Genomic DNA, 18,425 nt, shown 5'->3' on the forward strand with positions numbered 1-18,425 from the left:
GGTGCGCCACGCTAACGGTCGACCGCTGCCACGATGACCGGGTGAGCACACCGGCGGCCCTGGCGGAGCCGACCGTCGCACCCCCGACCCGCTGGGTCGCGCTCCTGGCCCTGGCCAGTGTCGGGCTGTGGGCCGGGTTCTTCGGCCCGATCTCGGTGCTGCTCGCGCAGCAGGCCGAGGAGCTCAGCGCCGCTCACAAGGAGCAGGTGCTCGCGCTGGTCACCGGCGCCGGCGCGCTGGTGTCGGTCGTGTGCAACCCGCTGGCCGGCGCCTTCTCCGACCGCACGACGCTGCGCCACGGCCGGCGACTTCCCTGGCTCGTCGGCGGTGCGCTCGGCGGAGCGGCGGCGCTGCTGGTGCTGTCGGTCGCCCCGAACGTCGCGGTGATGCTGCTCGGCTGGTGCGGCGTGCAGGCCGCCCTCAACGCGATGCTCGCGGCGGTCACCGCGATGATCCCCGACCAGGTGCCGGTGGCGCGCCGCGGCCGGATCGGCGGCGTCGTCGCCGTCGCGCAGACCGTCGGCGTGGTGGCCGGCACCGGCATCGCCGCGGCGACCGGGAGCATCGCCGCCGGCTACCTCGCGATCGCGGCGTTCCTGCTCGTGCTCGCCGTGCCGTTCTCGCTCTCGTCGCGCGACCTGCCGCTGCCGGTCGAGGCGCGCCCGCCGTTCGACGTACGCCGCTTCCTCCGGTCGTTCTGGATCTCGCCGCGCCGGCACCCCGACTTCGGGTGGGCGTGGCTGACCCGCTTCCTGGTCAACCTCGGCAACGCGCTCGGGCTGCTCTACCTCCTCTACTTCCTGCAGGACGTCATCGGCTACAGCTCCGACGAGGCCGAGGACCGCGTGTTCGTGCTGACCGCCGTCTACGCGCTCACGCTGGTGCTCACCGCGGTCGTCTTCGGCGCGTGGAGCGACCGGCTCGGGCGGCGCAAGGTGTTCGTGATCTGGTCGGGCGTGGTGTCCGGCTTCGCGGCGGTCCTGCTCGGGGTCGGCCAGTCGTGGCCGGCCGCGCTGGCCGCGGCGGTCGTGATGGGGTGCGCGTTCGGCATCTACACGGCCGTCGACTTCGCGCTCATCACCGAGGTGCTGCCGACCGCGATCGACCGCGCCAAGGACCTCGGCGTCATCAACGTCGCCAACGCGCTGCCGCAGGTGTTCGCCCCCGTGCTCGCCGGCGTGCTCCTGGCGGTGGTCGAGGGCGCGGGCGGCGTGGTCGAGTCGGAGGGCGACGGGTTCTCGACCGGCTACCTCGCGCTCTACCTGCTGGCGTTCGTCGCGAGCGTGCTGGGCTCGGTGTTCGTCACCCGAATCCGCGGCGTGCGCTGATCCGCGGGGCCGCGGTCCCACGGTCCGGGGGAATGGGGACGCGCCCTCCTGGGTTCCGGAAGGACGTGACTCTTCTTGAAGGCGAGTACGAGCCCAGCGCCGCCGAGTGGGTGCGCGAGCAGGTCGAGGCCTACGAGCGGTCCGGCGGCCGCGAGGCCAACATCCTCCGCGGCCATGCCGAGTGGCCGATCGTGGTGATCACCTCGGTCGGAGTCAAGAGCGGCAAGCTGCGCAAGAACCCCGTGATGCGCGTCGAGAAGGACGGCGTCTACGCCGCGGTCGCGTCGTACGGCGGCGCGCCCGACCACCCGACGTGGTACCACAACTTCGTCGCCAACCCGCGGGTCGACCTGCAGGACGGCCCCGAGCCGAAGCCGTACGTCGCGCGGCTCGCGGAGGGCGAGGAGCGCGCCGAGTGGTGGGAGCGCTGCGTGGCGCAGTACGCGCCGTACGCCGAGTACCAGGAGAAGACCGACCGCGAGATCCCGGTGTTCCTGCTGGAGCCGGTCGGGTAGGCGCGGGCCGCTCGCGGGCAGTTTCACCGGGTACCCGGTGAAACTGGAGCTGACCGGATGGAACTCCATGCGGTCAGCGGCAGTTTCACCGGGTGAGCGGTGAAACTTGTGACGGATGTGACTGCGGCCGCGCACCCGGCGAGCAGGACCGGCCGGCGTCCCAGCCGACCGGCCGGGTGAAGCGCCAGCCGTCGGCGAGCCACTCCGGCAGCACCTGACGCAGTGCGGCGACGGTGCCACCACGGTCGCCACCTCCGTCGTGCGCGAGCAGCAGCCCGCCCGGCGTCAGGGCCGCGCGGAGGTGGCCGACGAGGGTCGGGACGTCCTGGGTCAGCCAGTCGTCGATCGTGTGCGCGACCGCGAGCGGCCGCATGCCGAGGCTCGCGGCGACGGCGGCCGACGAGCCCCAGGCGCCGTTGGGCGCGCGGAAGAACGGCACCGGCACCGCCGGGTCGCCGGCCGCGTCCCGGATCGCGCGCGTGGTCGCGCACAGGTCGCTCTCGACCCGGGCGGGCTCCCACGCCCCGAGGTCGTCGTAGGTCATCGCGTGGTCGGCGAGCACGTGCCCCTCGGCGACCATCCGCCGCACCAGCCGGGCCGCGTCCCGGCCGCGCAGGTTGGCCCCGACGAGGCAGAAGGTCGCGGGCAGCGCGTGCTCGGCAAGCAGGTCCAGCAGCGGCTCGGTGGCCGGGCCCGGACCGTCGTCGAAGGTGAGCGCCGCGACGCGCCCCGCGCCGCTCGCGCGCATCTCGGGCGTCGTACCCCTCATTCGGAAAACGTTATCGATAACGATTGACAAGGGACAGAGCAAGATGCCAGCGTGCTGGACCAACAGGTCACCCGATGAGGAGCCCGCCCATGAAGAGGACCGCGTTCATCCCGACCCTGGTGCTGGCCACGGCGCTCGCCGCGCTGGCCGCCTGCGGCTCCGACGACGGGGACGACTCCGCCGACGGCAAGACCGTCATCACCTGGTGGCACAACTCCAACAACGATCCCGGCAAGTCCTACTACGAGCAGGTGGCCAAGGCCTTCGAGTCCGACCACCCCGGCGTCGACATCAAGATCGAGGCCATGCAGCACGAGGACATGCTGACCAAGCTCGACGCGGCGTTCCAGAGCGGTGACACCCCGGACGTCTACATGGAGCGCGGCGGCGGCGAGCTCGCCGACCACGTCGAGGCGGGGCTCACCAAGGACCTCTCGGAGTCGTCGGCCGACGTGATCTCCGAGCTCGGCGGCTCGGTCGCGGGCTGGCAGACCGACGGCAAGACCTACGCGCTGCCGTTCTCGGTCGGCGTGGTCGGCTTCTGGTACAACAAGGACCTCCTCGCCCAGGCCGGCGTCACCGCGATGCCGACGACGTGGGACGAGATGGACCAGGTCGTCGGGCAGCTCAAGGCGGCCGGCATCGAGCCGATCTCGGTCGGCGCCGGCGACAAGTGGCCGGCGGCCCACTACTGGTACTACTTCGCCGTGCGCGAGTGCTCGCACGACGTGCTGACCGACGCGGTGACCAGCCTCGACTTCACCGACGAGTGCTTCGTCCGCGCCGGTGAGGACCTCGAGGACTTCGTCGGGCAGGACCCGTTCAACAAGGGCTTCCTCTCCACCGAGGCGCAGACCGGACCCACGAGCGCCTCCGGACTGCTCGTGACCGGCAAGGTCGCGATGGAGCTCCAGGGCCACTGGGAGCCCGGCGTGATGCAGGGGCTCACGGAGGACAAGGTGGGCCTGGGCGACAAGCTCGGGTGGTTCCCGTTCCCCGCGGTCGACGGCGGCGAGGGCGACCCGGCCGCGGCGCTCGGCGGCGGTGACGCGTGGGCGGTCTCCGAGGGTGCGCCCGACGAGGCGGTCGACTTCGTGAACTACCTGCTCTCCGACGAGGTCCAGCAGGGCTTCGCGGAGAAGGACATGGGGCTGCCCACCAACCCGGCCGCCATCGGCTCGGTCTCCGACCCGGCGCTGGCCGCGCTGCTCGAGGTGCGCGACAGCGCGCCGTACGTCCAGCTCTACTTCGACACGGCGTTCGGCCAGTCCGTCGGCGGGGCGATGAACGACGAGATCGCGCTGCTGTTCGCCGGCGAGGCCTCGCCGCAGGACATCGTGGACGCCACGCAGGAAGCCGCTGACGCGGAGAAGTGACCGTCTCCACCGATCGCGCGGCCGGGGCGGCCGCTCCTTCCGCCCCGGCCGCGCACCCGGGCCGGCGACGCCGGTCCGGCGCCCCGGGCGGCGCGCTGCGGACCGCGCTGGAGGTGCTGTTCTTCGTCGGTCCGGCGCTCGCCCTCTTCCTCGTCTTCGTGGTCTGGCCGATCATCCGCGCCGCGCAGTTCTCGCTCTACCGCTGGAAGGGGTTCGGCCCGCTCACCGACTTCGTCGGCCTCGACAACTACTCGACCGTGCTGCACAACGAGGTCTTCACCGACGCCTTCACCCACAACCTGTTCATCGTCGTCGGCTCGGTGCTGCTGCAGATGCCGCTCGGCCTGGCCATCGCGCTGCTGCTCAACCGCAGGATCCGCGGGCAGGGCCTGCTCCGCACGATCGTCTTCGTCCCCTACGTGCTCGCCGAGGTGATCGCGAGCGTCGTCTGGCTGCAGCTGCTCCAGCCGGAGTACGGCGTCATCGACTCGCTGCTCTCCTCGGTCGGCATCGCCGGCCCCGAGCAGGGCTGGCTCGGCACGCCCGACTACGCGCTCTGGACGGTGCTCGTCGTCCTCACGTGGAAGTACCTCGGCCTGGCCGTGCTGCTCTTCCTCGCGGGCCTCCAAGGCATCCCCACCGACGTCGTCGAGGCGGCGCAGATCGACGGGGCGAGCTGGTGGCAGGTGCAGCGCTGGATCACGATCCCGCTGCTGGGGCCGACGCTGCGGGTGTGGGCCTTCCTCTCGATGATCGGCTCGCTCCAGCTCTTCGACATGGTCTGGGTCCTCACCGGAGGCGGCCCCGCGAACTCGACGACGTCGATGGCGACGTTCCTCGTCACGGAGGGCACCAAGCGGCACAACTACGGCATCGCGGCGGCGGCCTCGGTGATCCTCTTCGTGGTCGCGCTGGTGTTCGCCCTGCTCTACCAGCTGCTCGTGCTCCGCCGCGACACCCACGACCGCACCCGCCTCGCGCGCGCCGGCGGCGGCGCATGAGCCGCCCCCTGATCGACCCCGACCGCGACCTCGGCGTACCGGCGCCGGGCGACCTCCGGCCGCGGAAGCGGCCGCGACCGTCGGCGGCACAGGGAGGCGGCTCGCCGCTGGTGTACGTCGGAGCGCTCGTGGTCGTCGCGCTGACCCTCGGCCCCGTGCTCTACGCCGTCCTGGGCGGGTTCCGGACCAACGCGCAGATCGCGGAGTCACCGGCGGGGCTGCCCGACCCGTGGGTGCTCGACAACTACCGGCGGGTGCTGACGGGCGGCACGTTCTGGCGCTACGCGCTGAACTCGGCGGCCGTCGCCGTGATCACCACGGCGCTGGTGGTCGTGCTCGGCCTCATGGCGGCCTACCCGCTGGCGCGCTACCGCTTCCGGGGCCGCGAGACGCTCTACGTCGCCTTCCTCGTCGGGCTGCTCTTCCCGGCCACCGTGGCGATCATCCCGCTGTTCATCCTGGTCACCCGCGACCTCCAGATGGGCAACACGTGGTGGGGGGTGGCGCTCCCGCAGGCGGCGTTCGCGCTGCCGATCACCGTGGTCATCCTGCGGCCGTTCCTCATGGCGATCCCCGACGAGCTCGAGGAGGCCGCGCTGATGGACGGCGCGTCGCGCGTCGGGTTCTTCTTCCGCGTCGTGGTCCCGCTCTCCGGTCCTGGCACGGTGACGGTCGGCGTCCTGGCCTTCGTGGCGTCGTGGAACGCCTACCTGCTCCCCCTCCTGCTGCTCCAGGGGGACATGAAGACGCTGCCGCTCGGGGTGGCCGACTACTCCTCGCAGTACTCCTCCGACGCCGCCGGCGTCTTCGCGTTCACCACGGTCGCGATGATCCCGGCGCTCGTCTTCTTCCTCGCGATGCAGCAGCGCATCGTCGGCGGCCTCCAGGGCGCCGTGAAGGGCTGACCTGGCATGCGCACCGCGACCCACCGGAAGGACCCCACGTGACCGACCAGACCAACGCCGGCCCCGGCACCGAGTCGAGCGCCGAGCGCGTGCGCGCGCTCGTGGCGGAGATGACGCTCGAGGAGAAGCTGGCGCAGCTCGTCGGCTACTGGGAGAAGGACGTCGCCGGCCGCGACGTCGCGCCCCTGGCGGGCTCCTTCGACACCGGCCCGGGGCTGGAGGAGTTCAGCCGGCACGGGCTCGGCCACCTCTCCCGCGCCTACGGCACCAACCCGGTCGACCCGGTCGAGCGGGCGCGGTGGCTCTGGGACTTCCAGCGCCGGCTGGTGCGCGAGACCCGGCTGGGCATCCCCGCGCTGGTGCACGAGGAGTGCCTCACCGGGCTGGCGGCCTGGCGGGCCGCCACCTTCCCGGCGCCGCCCTCGTGGGGCGCCTCCTTCGACCCCGGGCTGGTCGAGCGGATGGGAGCCGCGATCGGTCGGTCGATGCGCGAGCTCGGCGTGCACGTCGGCCTGGCGCCGGTGCTCGACGTGGTCCGCGACCCGCGCTGGGGGCGGGTCGAGGAGTGCATCGCCGAGGACCCGTACGTCGTCGGCGTGATCGGCACGGCGTACGTCACCGGCCTGCAGTCCACCGGCGTCCACGCCACGCTCAAGCACTTCGTCGGCTACTCCGGGTCGCAGGCCGGCCGCAACTTCGCGCCGCTGCACGCCGGCCCGCGCGAGCTGGCCGACGTGTTCATGGTGCCTTTCGAGATGGCCGTGCAGGCCGGCGTCCGGTCGGTGATGAACTCCTACACCGAGATCGACGGCGTGCCCGCGGCCGGCGACGCGGACCTGCTGACCGGGGTGCTGCGCGGGCGGTGGGGTTTCGACGGCACGGTGCTGGCCGACTACTACTCCGTCGCCTTCCTGCACCTCCTCCACGGCGTCGCGGCCGATCCGGCCGACGCCGCCGGCCAGGCCCTCGCGGCGGGGATCGACGTCGAGCTGCCGACCGGCGACACCTTCCTGGGCCCGCTGACGAAGGCCGTGCGCAGCGGCGCGGTCGACCAGGCGCTCGTGGACCGGGCGCTCGTCCGCGCGCTGACCCAGAAGGCCGAGCTGGGCCTGCTCGACGCGACGTTCGACGACGAGCCCCCCGCGGCCGTCGACCTCGACGACGCCGAGCACCGGGGGCTGGCTCGGCAGCTGGCCGAGGAGTCGGTGGTGCTGCTCGCCAACGACGGGACGCTGCCGCTGCGGACAGGGGCGAGTGTGGCCGTGCTCGGCCCGAACGCCGCGGCGGCCGAGGCGCTGTTCGGCTGCTACTCCTTCGTCAACCACGTGCTCCCCGACCACCCCGGCACGCCGATGGGGATCGAGGCGCCGACGGTGCTCGACGCCGTCCGTGCCGAGCTCGCCGGCACCGCGGTCAGCCACGCAGCGGGGTGCGGGGTCGACGACGCAGACACCTCGGGCTTCGCGGCCGCACGGTCGGCGGCCGAGCAGGCGGACGTCGCCGTGGTCGTGGTCGGCGACCGGGCCGGGCTGTTCGGCCGCGGCACCGTCGGGGAGGGCTGCGACCGCGACGACCTCGAGCTCCCGGGCGTCCAGCGGCAGCTCGTGGAGGAGGTGCTGGCCACCGGCACACCGGTGGTCCTCGTCCTCCTGACCGGCCGCCCGTACGCCGTGGGGTGGGCCCTGGACCGCTGCGCCGCCGTGGTCCAGGCGTTCTTCCCCGGCGAGGAGGGCGGACCGGCCCTGGCGGGGGTGCTCTCGGGTCGGGTCAACCCCTCGGGTCGGCTTCCCGTGAGCATCCCCCGCTCGGCCGGTGCGCAGCCCTACGGCTACCTGCACCCGGCGCTGGGCGGCCCCGGTCAGGTGACCAACCTCGACACCACCCCGGCCAGGCCGTTCGGGTTCGGCCTGTCCTACACGACGTTCCGCCACGACGAGCTGGCCGTCGCGGCGTCCGCGGAGACCGCCGTCGGGCTGACGGTGTCGGTGCGCGTCACCAACGCCGGCGACGTCGCGGGCGCGGACGTGGTGCAGCTCTACGGCCGCGACGTGGTGGCCAGCGTGACCCGGCCGGTCGCCCAGCTGCTCGGCTTCGCCCGCGTGCCGCTCGAGCCCGGCGAGAGCCGCGTGGTGGAGCTCGCCGTCCCGCCGGCCCGGCTCGCGTTCACCGGCCGCGACGGCGTGCGCGTGGTCGAGCCGGGCGAGGTCGTCGTGTGGGTGGGGCGCTCGTGCGACGACCACGAGGTCGAGGCGACCGTCCTGCTGACCGGTGCGGTGCACCCGGTGCCGGACGGCGCGCCGCTCACGACGCGGGTCGTCGTGAGCTGACGTCGGCGTCGGCGTCGGCGTCGGGGGCCGGGCCGCACGACCCGCGCTCGACCAGGGTGGTCGGCAGCCGCACATCGGCGACCTGCGCGTCGGGCGACCGGAGCATCTCGACCAGCAGCTCGAGCGCGGTGGCACCCATCGCGTGCAGCGGCTGCTGCACGGTGGTCAGCGGCGGCGTGAGCACGGCCGACTCGGGCACGTTGTCGAAGCCGATCACCGACACGTCCTCGGGCACCCGCAGCCCCAGCTCGGTGGCCACCTCGACGGTCCGGATCGCCATCAGGTCGTTGCCGCCGAAGATCGCCGTCGGCCGGTCGGGCCGGGTCAGCAGCTCGCGGGCCGGCCCCTCCGCGGTCTCCGGCCGGTAGCCGCCGTTGCAGACCATCGACTCGTCGACGGCGAGGCCGGCCGCGGCCATCGCGGTGCGGAAGCCCTGCTCGCGCAGCCGGGCCGACTCCAGGTCGGGGCGCCCGCCCAGCAGTGCGATGCGGCGGTGCCCGAGGCCGATGAGGTGCTCGGTGGCCAGGACCGCCCCGGCGAGGTTGTCGGACTCGACGGTCGGCACGTCGGCGGACCCCGTGTGGGGGTCGATCGCCACGACCGGGATGCCGGCGCCCGCATCGACCACCGTCGGCGTGACCAGGATGGCGCCGTCGATCAGCGTCCCGCCCAGGCGGGCCAGCGAGCGGCGTTCCCACCCCACGCTCGTGCCGCGGTGCCCTCCCGACCAGGCCAGCAGCTCGTAACCGGTGCTGGCGATCGCCTCGGACACGCCCTTGAGGAGCTCGGTGCTGAACGGCTCGAACTCCGCGACCAGCACGCCGATCACGTCGGTCCGGTGGCTGCGCAGGCTGCGCGCGCCGAGGCTGGCCTCGTAGCCGAGCTCGTCGACGGCGGCGAGGACCCGGTCGACCGTGGCCTGCGAGATGCCGTCGCGGCGGTTGACCACCTTCGAGACGGTCGCGACCGACACCCCCGCCGCGCGGGCGACGTCGGCCATCTTCACCCGCTCGCCCGCCGCCACGCCCGAATCGTACTGGGAAATCGATTTCGTCGCGGGGTGCCGCACCGGCTACGGACGCGCGAGCGACGCCGCGAGGCTGACCAGGTGGCCGAGCCGGGCCAGCTCGGAGTCCACGAACTCCGGGCCGCCGCGACGGCCGATGACCACGACGTTGTTGCCGTCGATGCGGGCCCCGGCGTAGAGGTTGACGTCGTCGCCGTCGACCTCGAGGCGCGCCGCCTGCTCGATGTCGACGAACGGCAGGTCCTCGGGCGCGGCGTCGGTGCGGCGTACGACGCCCTGGCTGCGGTGGACCCGCATCGCCCAGTCGCTGCGGAACGCGACCGGGAGCAGGTCGACCACCCGGTCGAGGGCCTCGCGCGGGTCGGCGGTCAGCTCCTCGACGACCTCGAGGTCGAGGAAGATGTTGCCGCCCGCGGCGTAGCGGCTGATCCACATGACGCGCACGCCGTCGAGGGCGTTGCACGCGGAGACGACCGAGTCGGGCATCGCGCCGCCGTGCATCTCGAGCAGGACGTCGTCGATCGCGCGGCCGTCGTTCTTCTCGACGATCTCGATGGCCTCGATGTCGCCACCGGCCTCACCGATCGCGGTCGCGACCCGGCCCAACGACCCCGGGACGTCGGGCAGCGCGACACGCAGGAGGAACGGCACTCAGTCGAGGCTAGACGACGGAGGTGACAGGCGCGTTTCGGGTGGTTCAGGGTGCGGACGCGCCGGCCAGCCGCTGGCGCAGCCCCGTCGCGCGCAGCGCCCGGCGGTCGATCGCGGCCCGCACGTCGTCGGGCGAGCCGACCACGACCACGCGCTGGCGGGCGCGGGTGATCGCGGTGTAGAGGAGCTCGCGGGTCAGCAGCCGCGACTCGGGCGGGGGCAGGATCACCACGACCTCGTCGGCCTGCGAGCCCTGGCTTTTGTGGATCGTGAGCGCGTGCATGGTCTCGACCTGGCCCAGCCGGCTGGTGGCCAGGTCGAGCCGCCCGCTGCTGCCGGCGACGGCGGCGCGCAGCGCCCGGCCGGACCCGCCGCTGCGCGTGACGGGGGGGCGCACCGCGACGCCGGTGTCGCCGTTGTAGATGCCGAGGCCGTAGTCGTTGGCGGTGACCAGGAGCGGCCGACCGGCGTACCAGGTGGCGTAGATCGGCTCGCCCGTCGCCTCGCCGAGCCAGCGCTCGACCTGGGCGTTCCAGTGGCGTACGCCGAACGACCCCTCGCGGTGGGCGCAGAGGAGCCGTCGCCGGTCGAGGAGCTCGAGCGCGCGGTCGGCGTCGCCGGCCTCGGCGGCCTCGAGGACGCCGAGCGCGTGGGGCACGACCAGCTCGCGGACGCGGGGCGCCGGGTCGTCGACGTGCACGAGCTCGACGTGGTCGCCGCCGGCCTCGAGCAGCTCGATGGCGCGGTCGGCGTCTCCGGAGCGGACGGCCTCGGCGAGCGCGCCGATCGACGCCCCGAACCGGTGCGACGTCACGAGCGCGGCCACGCCCACGCGCGTCGTGTCCTCGACCGTCTCGACCAGGTCGGCGAGCACCGCGCCCGCCTCCACCGAAGCGAGCTGGAACGGGTCGCCGACGAGGATCAGGCGGCTGCCGGACCGGACGGCCTCGAGGAGCCGGGCCATCATCGTCAGCGAGACCATCGAGGTCTCGTCGACCACGACGACGTCGTGCGGCAGGCGGTTGTCCCGGTGGTGGCGGAACCGCGAGGACGTGTCGGGCCGCGAGCCCAGCAGCCGGTGGAGCGTGACCGCCCGCACGCCGGCGAGGCGGTCGCGGTCGGGAGCCGGGAGCTTGGCGACCTCGTCCTCGACCGCCTGCTGGAGCCGGGCGGCGGCCTTGCCGGTCGGCGCCGCGAGCGCGATGCGGAGCGCGGGGTCGCCCGCGAGCTCGGCCTGCTCCGCGCACAGCGCGAGCAGGGCGGCGACGGTGGTGGTCTTGCCCGTGCCGGGACCGCCGGTGAGCACCGTGGTGGCGTGGGTGAGCGCGACCCGGGCCGCGGCGCGCTGCTCGTCGTAGCCCTCGGCCGGGAAGACCCGGTCGAGCGCCCCGGCGAGCCAGGCCTCGTCGGGGGCGGCGGCGCCGGAGGGGCGGCCCACGAGGTCGGCGTGCACCTGCTCCTCCTCGCGCCAGTAGCGGTCGAGGTAGAGCAGCCGCAGCCGCCTGCGTCCGTCGTCGTGGTCGAGGAGGCGGAGCACCGGCGCCTGGACAGCAGGACCGCCGGCGACGAGAGGGCTCGTCGCGATGACGTCGTGCCAGGCGTCGGTCTCGGGCAGCGGCAGGTCGAGTGCGTCGGCGGCGAGGTCGTCGGCGACGGTGGCGAGGTCGATGCAGACCGAGCCGCCACGCACCGCGCGGACGAGCAGGGCGACGGCGAGCGCGACCTGCTCGTCGTCGTCGTCGGCGGCGAGCGCGCACAGGCGCATCGCGACGTGCACGTCGGCCGCGTCGAGCACACCCGCCTCGTTGAACGCGCGGAGCAGGCCCGTCGCGGCGTGGGCCAGCCGCGGGTCGTGCGGGTCGTCGAGCTCGGCCAGGAGCGTCACCGGCCACCCCCGTCGAGCAGGTCGGAGAGCGCGGTCACCAGGCCGACCGGGGGCTGCCACGAGAACACGCCGGCCGGGTGACCGTCGTCCTCCGGAGTGGCGGGGCCGCACATGCCGCGCACGTAGAGGTAGAGGACACCGCCGAGGTGGCGGGCGGGGTCGTAGCCGGGTTGCCGCCAGCGCAGGTAGCGGTGCACGACGACGACGTAGAGCAGCGCCTGGAGGGGGTAGTCGGAGTGGAGCATGGCCTCGACGAGGCGGCCGCGGGCGTAGGCGGCAGCCGTCAGCGGCTGGTCGGCCGGCCCGAGCCAGTTGGTCTTGTAGTCGACGACGAGGTAGCGCACGTCGTCGTCGGCGCCCGGCACCCGCAGCACGACGTCGATCGACCCGGACAGGTAACCGCGCAGCGGCTGGCCGCCGAGCCCAGGGGTGCGGAGCCGGTCGGCGTAGGGGCGCAGCGGGTCGCCGTCGGCGAGGTGCGCGGCCAGCAGCCCGCCGACGTCGGCGAGGGTGACCTGGACGCCGGGCGCGACGTCGCCGCCGGCCAGCGGGATCTCGAAGTCGAGCTCGCACAGCCGGTCGGGCAGCCCGATCTCGCCCAGCGTGAGGCCGCCGGCCAGCGGCCCCAGCGAGGTGTGGTGGAGGGGCACCAGGGCCGCGGCGAGCTCGTCGGCGGGCGTGTCGACGGGCCACCAGACGCGCTGCTCCTCGACGTGGCCGCGCAGCTCGGCCTCGAGGTCGGGCGCGAACGGGTCGGCCAGCTCGAGGACGCCGTGGACCAGCGAGCCGAACGCCGCGCCGGACGGCAGGCCGGCCATGGGCGAGGGCAGCGCGGCCGGCTCGTGGGGCGTGGTCTCGGGTGGCAGGGGGTCGGCGCCGGTGGCGAGCTCGTCGGCGACCTCGTCGTCGCGCGCCGACAGCTCCGGCTCGGACGTCACCCCGCCGGACTCCTCGGCGGCACGGACCAGCGCGGAGTAGGACGTTCGGCGCCAGGCGACGTCGATGTCGCGGTCGAAGGCGCGGACGCCGAGCCCGTGGGGCGCGGGTGGCAGCGGCGGCTCGGGCACGTCGCGCGCGGGCTCGGCGGTCTCGAGGTGGGGTCCGCCTGCGACCTCCCACTTGCGGAGGTGGTCGGTCACGGCGGCGTCGTCGACCTTGGGCGGAAGCGTGTCGGGGACCTCGGCCTGGCCGGGCACCCGCCCGCGCAGCAGTCGCGAGAGACCGCCGTTGACCTCGTCGTAGGACGGCGCCCACCACGCCACGACCTGCGACTGGGCCCGGGTGAGGGCGACGTAGGTCAGCCGGATGTCGTCGCCGGCCATCTCGGCGCGGCCCTTGGCCGTCACCTGCGCGTAGCCCGGCGCCGACGAGCCGCCGATGTCGAGGCAGCGGGTGCCGTCGGGCTCGTGGAAGAGCACGGCCTCGCCCATGCGCACGTTGCGGTTGAACGCGAACGGCAGGTAGACGAGGGGGTACTGGAGCCCCTTGCTCACCCAGACGGTCATGATCTGGACCGCGGCCGCGTCGCTGTCGAGCCGCCGGTTGCGCTCGGCCGCACCAGCCCGCTCCTCGCGCTGGGTGCGCAGCCACTGGAGGAGCGAGGGCAGGCCGAGGCCATCGCGGTGGGCGACCTCGTGGAGCAGCTGGGTGAGGTGCTCGACGTCGGTCAGGTGGCGCTCGCCTCCACGGCAGGCGAGGACGCGCTCGGCCATGCCGGCGACGTACGCCGCCTCGAGCACCGCGGCGATGCCGCGCGCCCGGGCGTGGTCGGCCCAGCGGCGCAGGGTCTCGGCGACGGTGTCGGTGAGGTCGGGGTCGGTCGCGAGGTCGGCCGGCGTGCGGCCGAAGAACATCGTGACCGCGGCCGCCCGCACCAGCCCGGCGCGGCCGGGCTGCTCGAAGGCCTCGAGCAGGCACTGCCAGTCGGCGGCGGCCTGGGAGGCGAACACGTCGGTGTCGCCGGTGTAGACGGCCGGCACGCCGGCGGCGGCCAGCGCGTCGCGGCAGGCCCGGGCGTCGCGGTGGCTCTCGACGATGACGGCGACGTCACGGGCGCGGATCGGGCGGTCGTCGTAGGTCGCGTCTGAGGCCAGCAGCGCCTTCACGTCGGCCGCCAGGTCGGCGGCGATGTAGGGGCGCAGCTCGTCCATCGGGATCGTGCGGGTGCCGCGGACGCCGAGCGCCTCGCGCGCGACCACGCGCAGGCGGAACGGGTCGTTGCACGGCGCGCCCGCCAGCCGGTGGCTCTCGCGCCGGGCCGCGACCGCGCGCACCACGATGTCCTCGTGACCGAGCGCCGCGCCGTCGAGCACCCGCAGCAGCCGGCGGACGAGCGGGGCGTCGCTGCGGAAGTTGGTGTCGAGCGTGAGCAGCGCGTCGGCGCGCTCGCGGGCCCGCAGGTAGGTGACGACGTCGCCGCCCCGGAACGCGTAGATCGCCTGCTTGGGGTCGCCGATGAGCACCAGCGTCACCTGCCCGACGAACGCCCGCTCGATGACCTCCCACTGCACCGGGTCGGTGTCCTGGAACTCGTCGACCATCACGATCGACCAGCGCCGGCTCATGCGGGCGCGGGCCGGCGCGTCGTCGGCCTCGAGGGCGACCGCGAGCCGCGAGAGCAGGTCGTCGAACCCGAGAATGCCGAGGAGGCGCTTGCGACGCTCGAGCTCGCGGAGGACCTCGTCGGCGAACGCGCGGCGCACGCCGGCGGTGGTCTCGGCGGGCGGGTCGACGGGCGTGAGCCGGGTGCGGGGGTTGCGCACCACCTCGCGGGCCAGCTCGAGCGCCTGGGTGCGGGTCAGCTCGGGCGTGTCCTTCACATCGCCGAAGCGCTGGAGGTAGAGGTCGTCGACGATCTCGGTGACGAGGTCGTCGAGGTCCTCGACCAGCGTGACGCCGGCGTCGGAGTCGCCGGCGACGCCGAGCGAGCGCAGCACCAGCTGGCAGAACTGGTGGGTGGTAGCGATGGTCGCGGCGTCGAAGCCGGCGAGGGCGTCACGGAGCCGCAGCCTCCGCGCGGCCAGCTCGTCGTCGGTGCCGGTGACGAGGTGGGTCAGCAGCGCGTCGTCGGCGCGCGCCGGGTCGTCGAGCGCCTCCGCGGCCCGCACGAGCTGGTCGCGCACCCTCTCGCGCAGCTCCTGGGACGCCGCGCGGCCGAAGGTGATGAGCAGCATGTCGTCGAGCGTCGCGGCGCCCTCGGCGACGTAGCGGGTGACCAGCGCGGCGAGCGCGAATGTCTTGCCGGTGCCGGCGCTCGCCTCGAGCACGGTCGTGGTCGGGCCGGTCGGGAGCGGCGCGAGCAGGTCGAACGAGCTGGTCACATCGGACCTCGCTCGCTGGCCAGGAGCGGGAACCACAGCTGCTCCGCGAGCGCGGGCAGGTCGGTGAGGTCGGCCAGGTCGGCGTGCTCGCCCCAGACCCGGACGTGCGCGGGGTCGGCGTCCTCGCCGGGGAACCTGCCGGAACGCCACTTCTTGAGCGCCTCGGGCTTGGGGTCCTGGCCCGTGCGCGCCGCCGACGCCCAGGCGAACGACGTCTTGAGCGGGAGGTGGAGCGGCGCGCGCCGGCCCTCGTCGTAGAGGTCGACCAGCCCCGACAGCAGGGTGAGGGGCTCGTCGACGGTGGGGCCGAGCAGCCGCTGGGCGGCCTGGGTGCCGCGCGGCGCGCGGCCGATGGTGAGCGCGGTCCAGTTGTGGTCGGGGTGGCCGGCGGCGAGCGCGAGGAGGCGGACCCACGACTCGAGCAGGTGCTTGCCGTCGAGCCGGGAGTAGCCGACTGCGACCAGCCGGTCGCCGTAGACGGGCGTGACGGTGCCGGTGAGCCGACGGCCGCCGGGCAGTGCGATGTCGACGTCGTAGGCGCGCGGCTCGACCTGGCGGTGGGTGAGGGCGGCGACGGCGAGGTTCATCGCGGTCTCGCGCACCTCGGTGGCCTTGCGCCAGCCGAGCTGGCCGGGTGGCAGCGCACCACGACGCCACTCGATCTCGCGGGCGGTGTCGGGGTGGATGCCGCGCATCATGTCGGCGAGCATGCGGTCGCCCACGCCCCAGGTCTCGAGCTGGTCGATCTCGACCGGCATCGCGTCGCTCACGCCGTCGACGTCCCACGGGAGCGTGAGCTCGAGCCCCCGGAAGAAGCCCTTGACGGGGTCCTTGAAGAACGTGACGAGGTCGGCCAGGGCGATCTCGTCGGCCGCGGCCTTGCTCACCGGCTCGCTCAGCGGCTGGGCGAGGAACGGCGGCGGCGCGGGCCGGGCACCAGCGGCGACGGTCGCGGCGGCGAGCATCTGGGGGTCGAACGTGAACGGCGTGGGGGTGCCGAGCCGGCCCGGCTCGACGTTGCGGAGGTCGAACCCCTGGAGCGGGTGCTTGACGACGAGGCGCTCGCGCACCGGCGCCTCGGTCGTGCGGTCGAGGGCGTCAAGCAGCTCGCCGAGGGGTACGGCGGGCGGCCGGTCGTGGCCGCTGTGCGGGTCGGCACCGGTGTAGGTGACGACGAGCTTGTCGGTCGCGGCGCCGATGGCGTCGAGCAGGAGCTGGCGGTCCTCGGAGCGGACGTCGCGCTCGCCGGTGACCGGCGTGCGGGCCAGCGCGTCGTCGCCGTCGACCGTGCGCTGCCGCGGGAACACGCCGTCGTCGAGCCCCAGCAGGCAGACCACGCGGTGGGGCACCGAGCGCATCGGCACCATCGTGCAGACGGTGAGGCTGCCGGCGCGGAAGTTGGCGCGCGTGGGCCGGCCGGCGAGGTGGTCGTCGAGCATCGCGCGCACGTCGGTGAGCCGCAGCGGGCTCGCGCCGCGCTCGCCCGCGTCGACCGCGACCCGGGCCAGCTCGCGCTGGACCTGGCCGACCTGCCACTGGTCGGCGCGGTCGACCCGGGTCAGCTCGGCGACGCCGGTCGCCAGACCGTCGAGCCACTCGCTCAGGGGGCGGGTGCCGGTGAGCCGGTCGGTCGCCGCGACCAGCCGGTCGACGTACTCGGCGAACCTGCCGGCCAGCTCGACGCGGTTGCTGCCGACGTCGTCGAGCGGGAGCGCCGTGCCGAGCCACGCCTGGGAGTCGTCGGAGAGCGCGACGCCGGTGAGCACGCGGTCGAGGCCGAAGCGCCAGGTGTTCTGGAGGTAGCGGACGCCGAAAGGCTGCCGGTGGTCGGCGTCGAAGCCCCAGCGGACGCCGGACTCGCGCACCCAGTCGGCCATGGCGTCGAGGTCGTCGTCGACGAAGCCGAAGCGCCGCCGCACCGGCGGGCTCTGGGCGAGGTCGAGGACGGCGCTCGCGGTGGCGCGGCTGCCGGCGACGTCGAGCAGCTGGGCGGCGACGCCGAGCAGCGGGTTGGTCTGGGCGAGCGAGCGATCGGCGAGCTGCACGCGCAGGCGGTGGGCCGGGTGGCCGCCCTCGACGACGTCACCGAGGCCGAACGCCGCCGAGATGAGCGGTGCGTAGCGCTCGATGTCGGGGCACATCACGAGGATGTCGCGCGGCTCGAGGCCCGGGTCGTCCTCGAGCAGCCCGAGCAGCACCTCGCGCAGCACCTGCACCTGTCGCGCCGGGCCGTGGCAGCGGTGCACCTGCACCGACCGGTCGTCGCCGGCGAGCTCGCGGCCGTCGGGGCGCACGGCGTCGGCGCGCAGGTCGGACTGGAGCCAGCCGAGGAGGGTGTCGGGCAATCCGGTCACGGCGACCTCGTCGTCGTTCTCGGGCTCGTGCGTCGTGGCACTCAGCGCCCGCTCGAGCTCGCGCAGGTCGCGGCCGAGGGAGGCAAGGAGCGGGTGCCGGACCCGGCGGTGGCTCTCGTCGCTCGCCCGCGGCGTCGGACCACGCAGGTCGGCCAGCCGCTGCCAGAGGTCGTCGCTCGGGTGGGGCAGCCACAGGTGGAGGTCGTGGTGGGTCGCCAGCGCGTGGAGCAGCTCGATCTCGGTGGCGGTCATGCGCGTGTGGCCGAACAGCGAGATGCGAGGTGGCAGGCCGGAGGGCTCCGCGCGCAGGCGCTCCAGCGTGGCGGCGTGGCGGTCGGCCGGGACCGGCGCGTCGACCGCAGCAGTCAGCGCCCGCCACAGCGGCGGCTGCCACGCGAGGTCGTCGTCGAGGTCGCCGCCGAGCCCGTCGGTCGCGCGCCCGGCTGACCAGTCGACGAGCAGCTGCGGCCGCTGGGCGGCGTAGGACGCGAAGAGCCCGGCGATCCGCCGCGCGACGGCGTAGCGGCGGCCGCGGCGGAACTCCGCCTCGTCGCCGGTGTCGCGATGGCCGAGGTGCGTGGCGAGCGTCGCGGCCCACGGCTCGTCGAGCGACTCGTCGAGCACGGCGAGCAGCGGCCAGGCGAGCGCGTCGGGCGCCCACGGGTCTTCGTCGCGGGCGCCGGTGAGCTCGGCGATCAGCGACCTCGGAAACCGGAACTCCACCCCCGCGCAGACGCCGTCGCCCCCGAGCCCGGACGTGCCGAGCCCGGAGGTGCCGAGCCGGTGCGAGAGGCGCTGGCTGAGCCACCGCTCCACCCCGCGCGCCGGCACGAGCACGAGCTCGGTGGCGAACGGGTCGGCCAGCGGGGTCGACAGCAGCTCGCCGAGGGCGTCGGCGAGCAGGTCGGTCCGCGGGGCGCGGTGGAGGTGGAGCACCACAGCGTGACCCTATGCGGGACCGCCGACG

The 18,425-nt window shown here is 74.4% G+C and carries 12 protein-coding genes; 6 read left to right on the forward strand and 6 right to left on the reverse strand.

Annotated features, from left to right (window positions below; translation table 11 throughout):
* The first annotated feature begins 41 nt into the window (after positions 1 to 41).
* Together G514_RS0120035 and G514_RS0120040 are read left to right on the forward strand one after the other, a co-directional pair.
* The gene (locus G514_RS0120035; RefSeq protein ID WP_028653197.1) at positions 42 to 1,328 is read left to right on the forward strand and encodes an MFS transporter; all 1,287 of its coding nucleotides are present in this window, start codon (positions 42 to 44) and stop codon (positions 1,326 to 1,328) included.
* Positions 1,329 to 1,393: 65 nt separating this feature from the next.
* Positions 1,394 to 1,843 (forward strand): nitroreductase family deazaflavin-dependent oxidoreductase, encoded by a 450-nt coding sequence (locus G514_RS0120040; protein ID WP_028653198.1) that lies wholly within the window; start codon positions 1,394 to 1,396, stop codon positions 1,841 to 1,843.
* An 85-nt stretch (positions 1,844 to 1,928) separates the two neighbouring features.
* Here the strand turns inward: G514_RS0120040 and G514_RS27995 are convergent, their stop codons facing one another.
* The gene (locus tag G514_RS27995; protein ID WP_084152249.1) at positions 1,929 to 2,612 is read right to left on the reverse strand and encodes a polysaccharide deacetylase family protein; all 684 of its coding nucleotides are present in this window, start codon (positions 2,610 to 2,612) and stop codon (positions 1,929 to 1,931) included.
* Between the two features lie 89 nt (positions 2,613 to 2,701).
* Here G514_RS27995 and G514_RS0120050 point away from each other — a divergent pair, with 89 nt between their 5' ends.
* Genes G514_RS0120050 through G514_RS0120065 form a run of 4 tightly spaced genes read left to right on the forward strand, consistent with a single transcriptional unit; the run spans position 2,702 to position 8,221 of the window.
* The gene (locus G514_RS0120050; RefSeq protein ID WP_028653199.1) at positions 2,702 to 3,988 is read left to right on the forward strand and encodes an extracellular solute-binding protein; all 1,287 of its coding nucleotides are present in this window, start codon (positions 2,702 to 2,704) and stop codon (positions 3,986 to 3,988) included.
* Complete coding sequence (locus tag G514_RS28000) at positions 3,985 to 4,989, forward strand: carbohydrate ABC transporter permease (RefSeq protein WP_036565590.1); 1,005 nt, start codon at positions 3,985 to 3,987, stop codon at positions 4,987 to 4,989. The genes G514_RS0120050 and G514_RS28000 overlap by 4 nt, the downstream gene beginning before the upstream one ends.
* Positions 4,986 to 5,894 carry a carbohydrate ABC transporter permease gene (locus tag G514_RS0120060; RefSeq protein ID WP_028653200.1) on the forward strand — a complete coding sequence of 303 codons (909 nt, stop codon included), beginning with the start codon at positions 4,986 to 4,988 and terminating at the stop codon, positions 5,892 to 5,894. The genes G514_RS28000 and G514_RS0120060 overlap by 4 nt, the downstream gene beginning before the upstream one ends.
* Positions 5,895 to 5,932: 38 nt before the next feature.
* Positions 5,933 to 8,221: a beta-xylosidase/alpha-l-arabinosidase gene (locus G514_RS0120065; RefSeq protein WP_028653201.1), complete on the forward strand. Its 2,289-nt coding sequence runs from the start codon at positions 5,933 to 5,935 to the stop codon at positions 8,219 to 8,221.
* On the opposite strand, the gene G514_RS28005 is transcribed toward G514_RS0120065, so the two are convergent.
* Genes G514_RS28005 through recC form a run of 5 tightly spaced genes read right to left on the reverse strand, consistent with a single transcriptional unit; the run spans position 8,196 to position 18,397 of the window.
* On the reverse strand, positions 8,196 to 9,245 hold the full coding sequence (locus G514_RS28005) for a LacI family DNA-binding transcriptional regulator (protein WP_157545058.1): 1,050 nt from the start codon (positions 9,243 to 9,245) through the stop codon (positions 8,196 to 8,198). The genes G514_RS0120065 and G514_RS28005 overlap by 26 nt on opposite strands.
* A gap of 48 nt (positions 9,246 to 9,293) precedes the next feature.
* Positions 9,294 to 9,899 carry an ACT domain-containing protein gene (locus tag G514_RS0120075; protein WP_028653202.1) on the reverse strand — a complete coding sequence of 202 codons (606 nt, stop codon included), beginning with the start codon at positions 9,897 to 9,899 and terminating at the stop codon, positions 9,294 to 9,296.
* Between the two features lie 46 nt (positions 9,900 to 9,945).
* Positions 9,946 to 11,784 (reverse strand): exodeoxyribonuclease V subunit alpha, encoded by a 1,839-nt coding sequence (gene recD / locus G514_RS0120080; protein WP_211222192.1) that lies wholly within the window; start codon positions 11,782 to 11,784, stop codon positions 9,946 to 9,948.
* Positions 11,781 to 15,104 (reverse strand): UvrD-helicase domain-containing protein, encoded by a 3,324-nt coding sequence (locus G514_RS30990; protein ID WP_028653204.1) that lies wholly within the window; start codon positions 15,102 to 15,104, stop codon positions 11,781 to 11,783. Before G514_RS30990 ends, recD begins: the two co-directional genes overlap by 4 nt.
* The gene (recC, locus tag G514_RS0120090; protein ID WP_028653205.1) at positions 15,101 to 18,397 is read right to left on the reverse strand and encodes an exodeoxyribonuclease V subunit gamma; all 3,297 of its coding nucleotides are present in this window, start codon (positions 18,395 to 18,397) and stop codon (positions 15,101 to 15,103) included. The genes G514_RS30990 and recC overlap by 4 nt, the downstream gene beginning before the upstream one ends.
* Positions 18,398 to 18,425: the final 28 nt, after the last annotated feature.

It is taken from the genome of Nocardioides halotolerans DSM 19273, from assembly GCF_000422805.1.
GTDB lineage: Bacteria > Actinomycetota > Actinomycetes > Propionibacteriales > Nocardioidaceae > Nocardioides > Nocardioides halotolerans.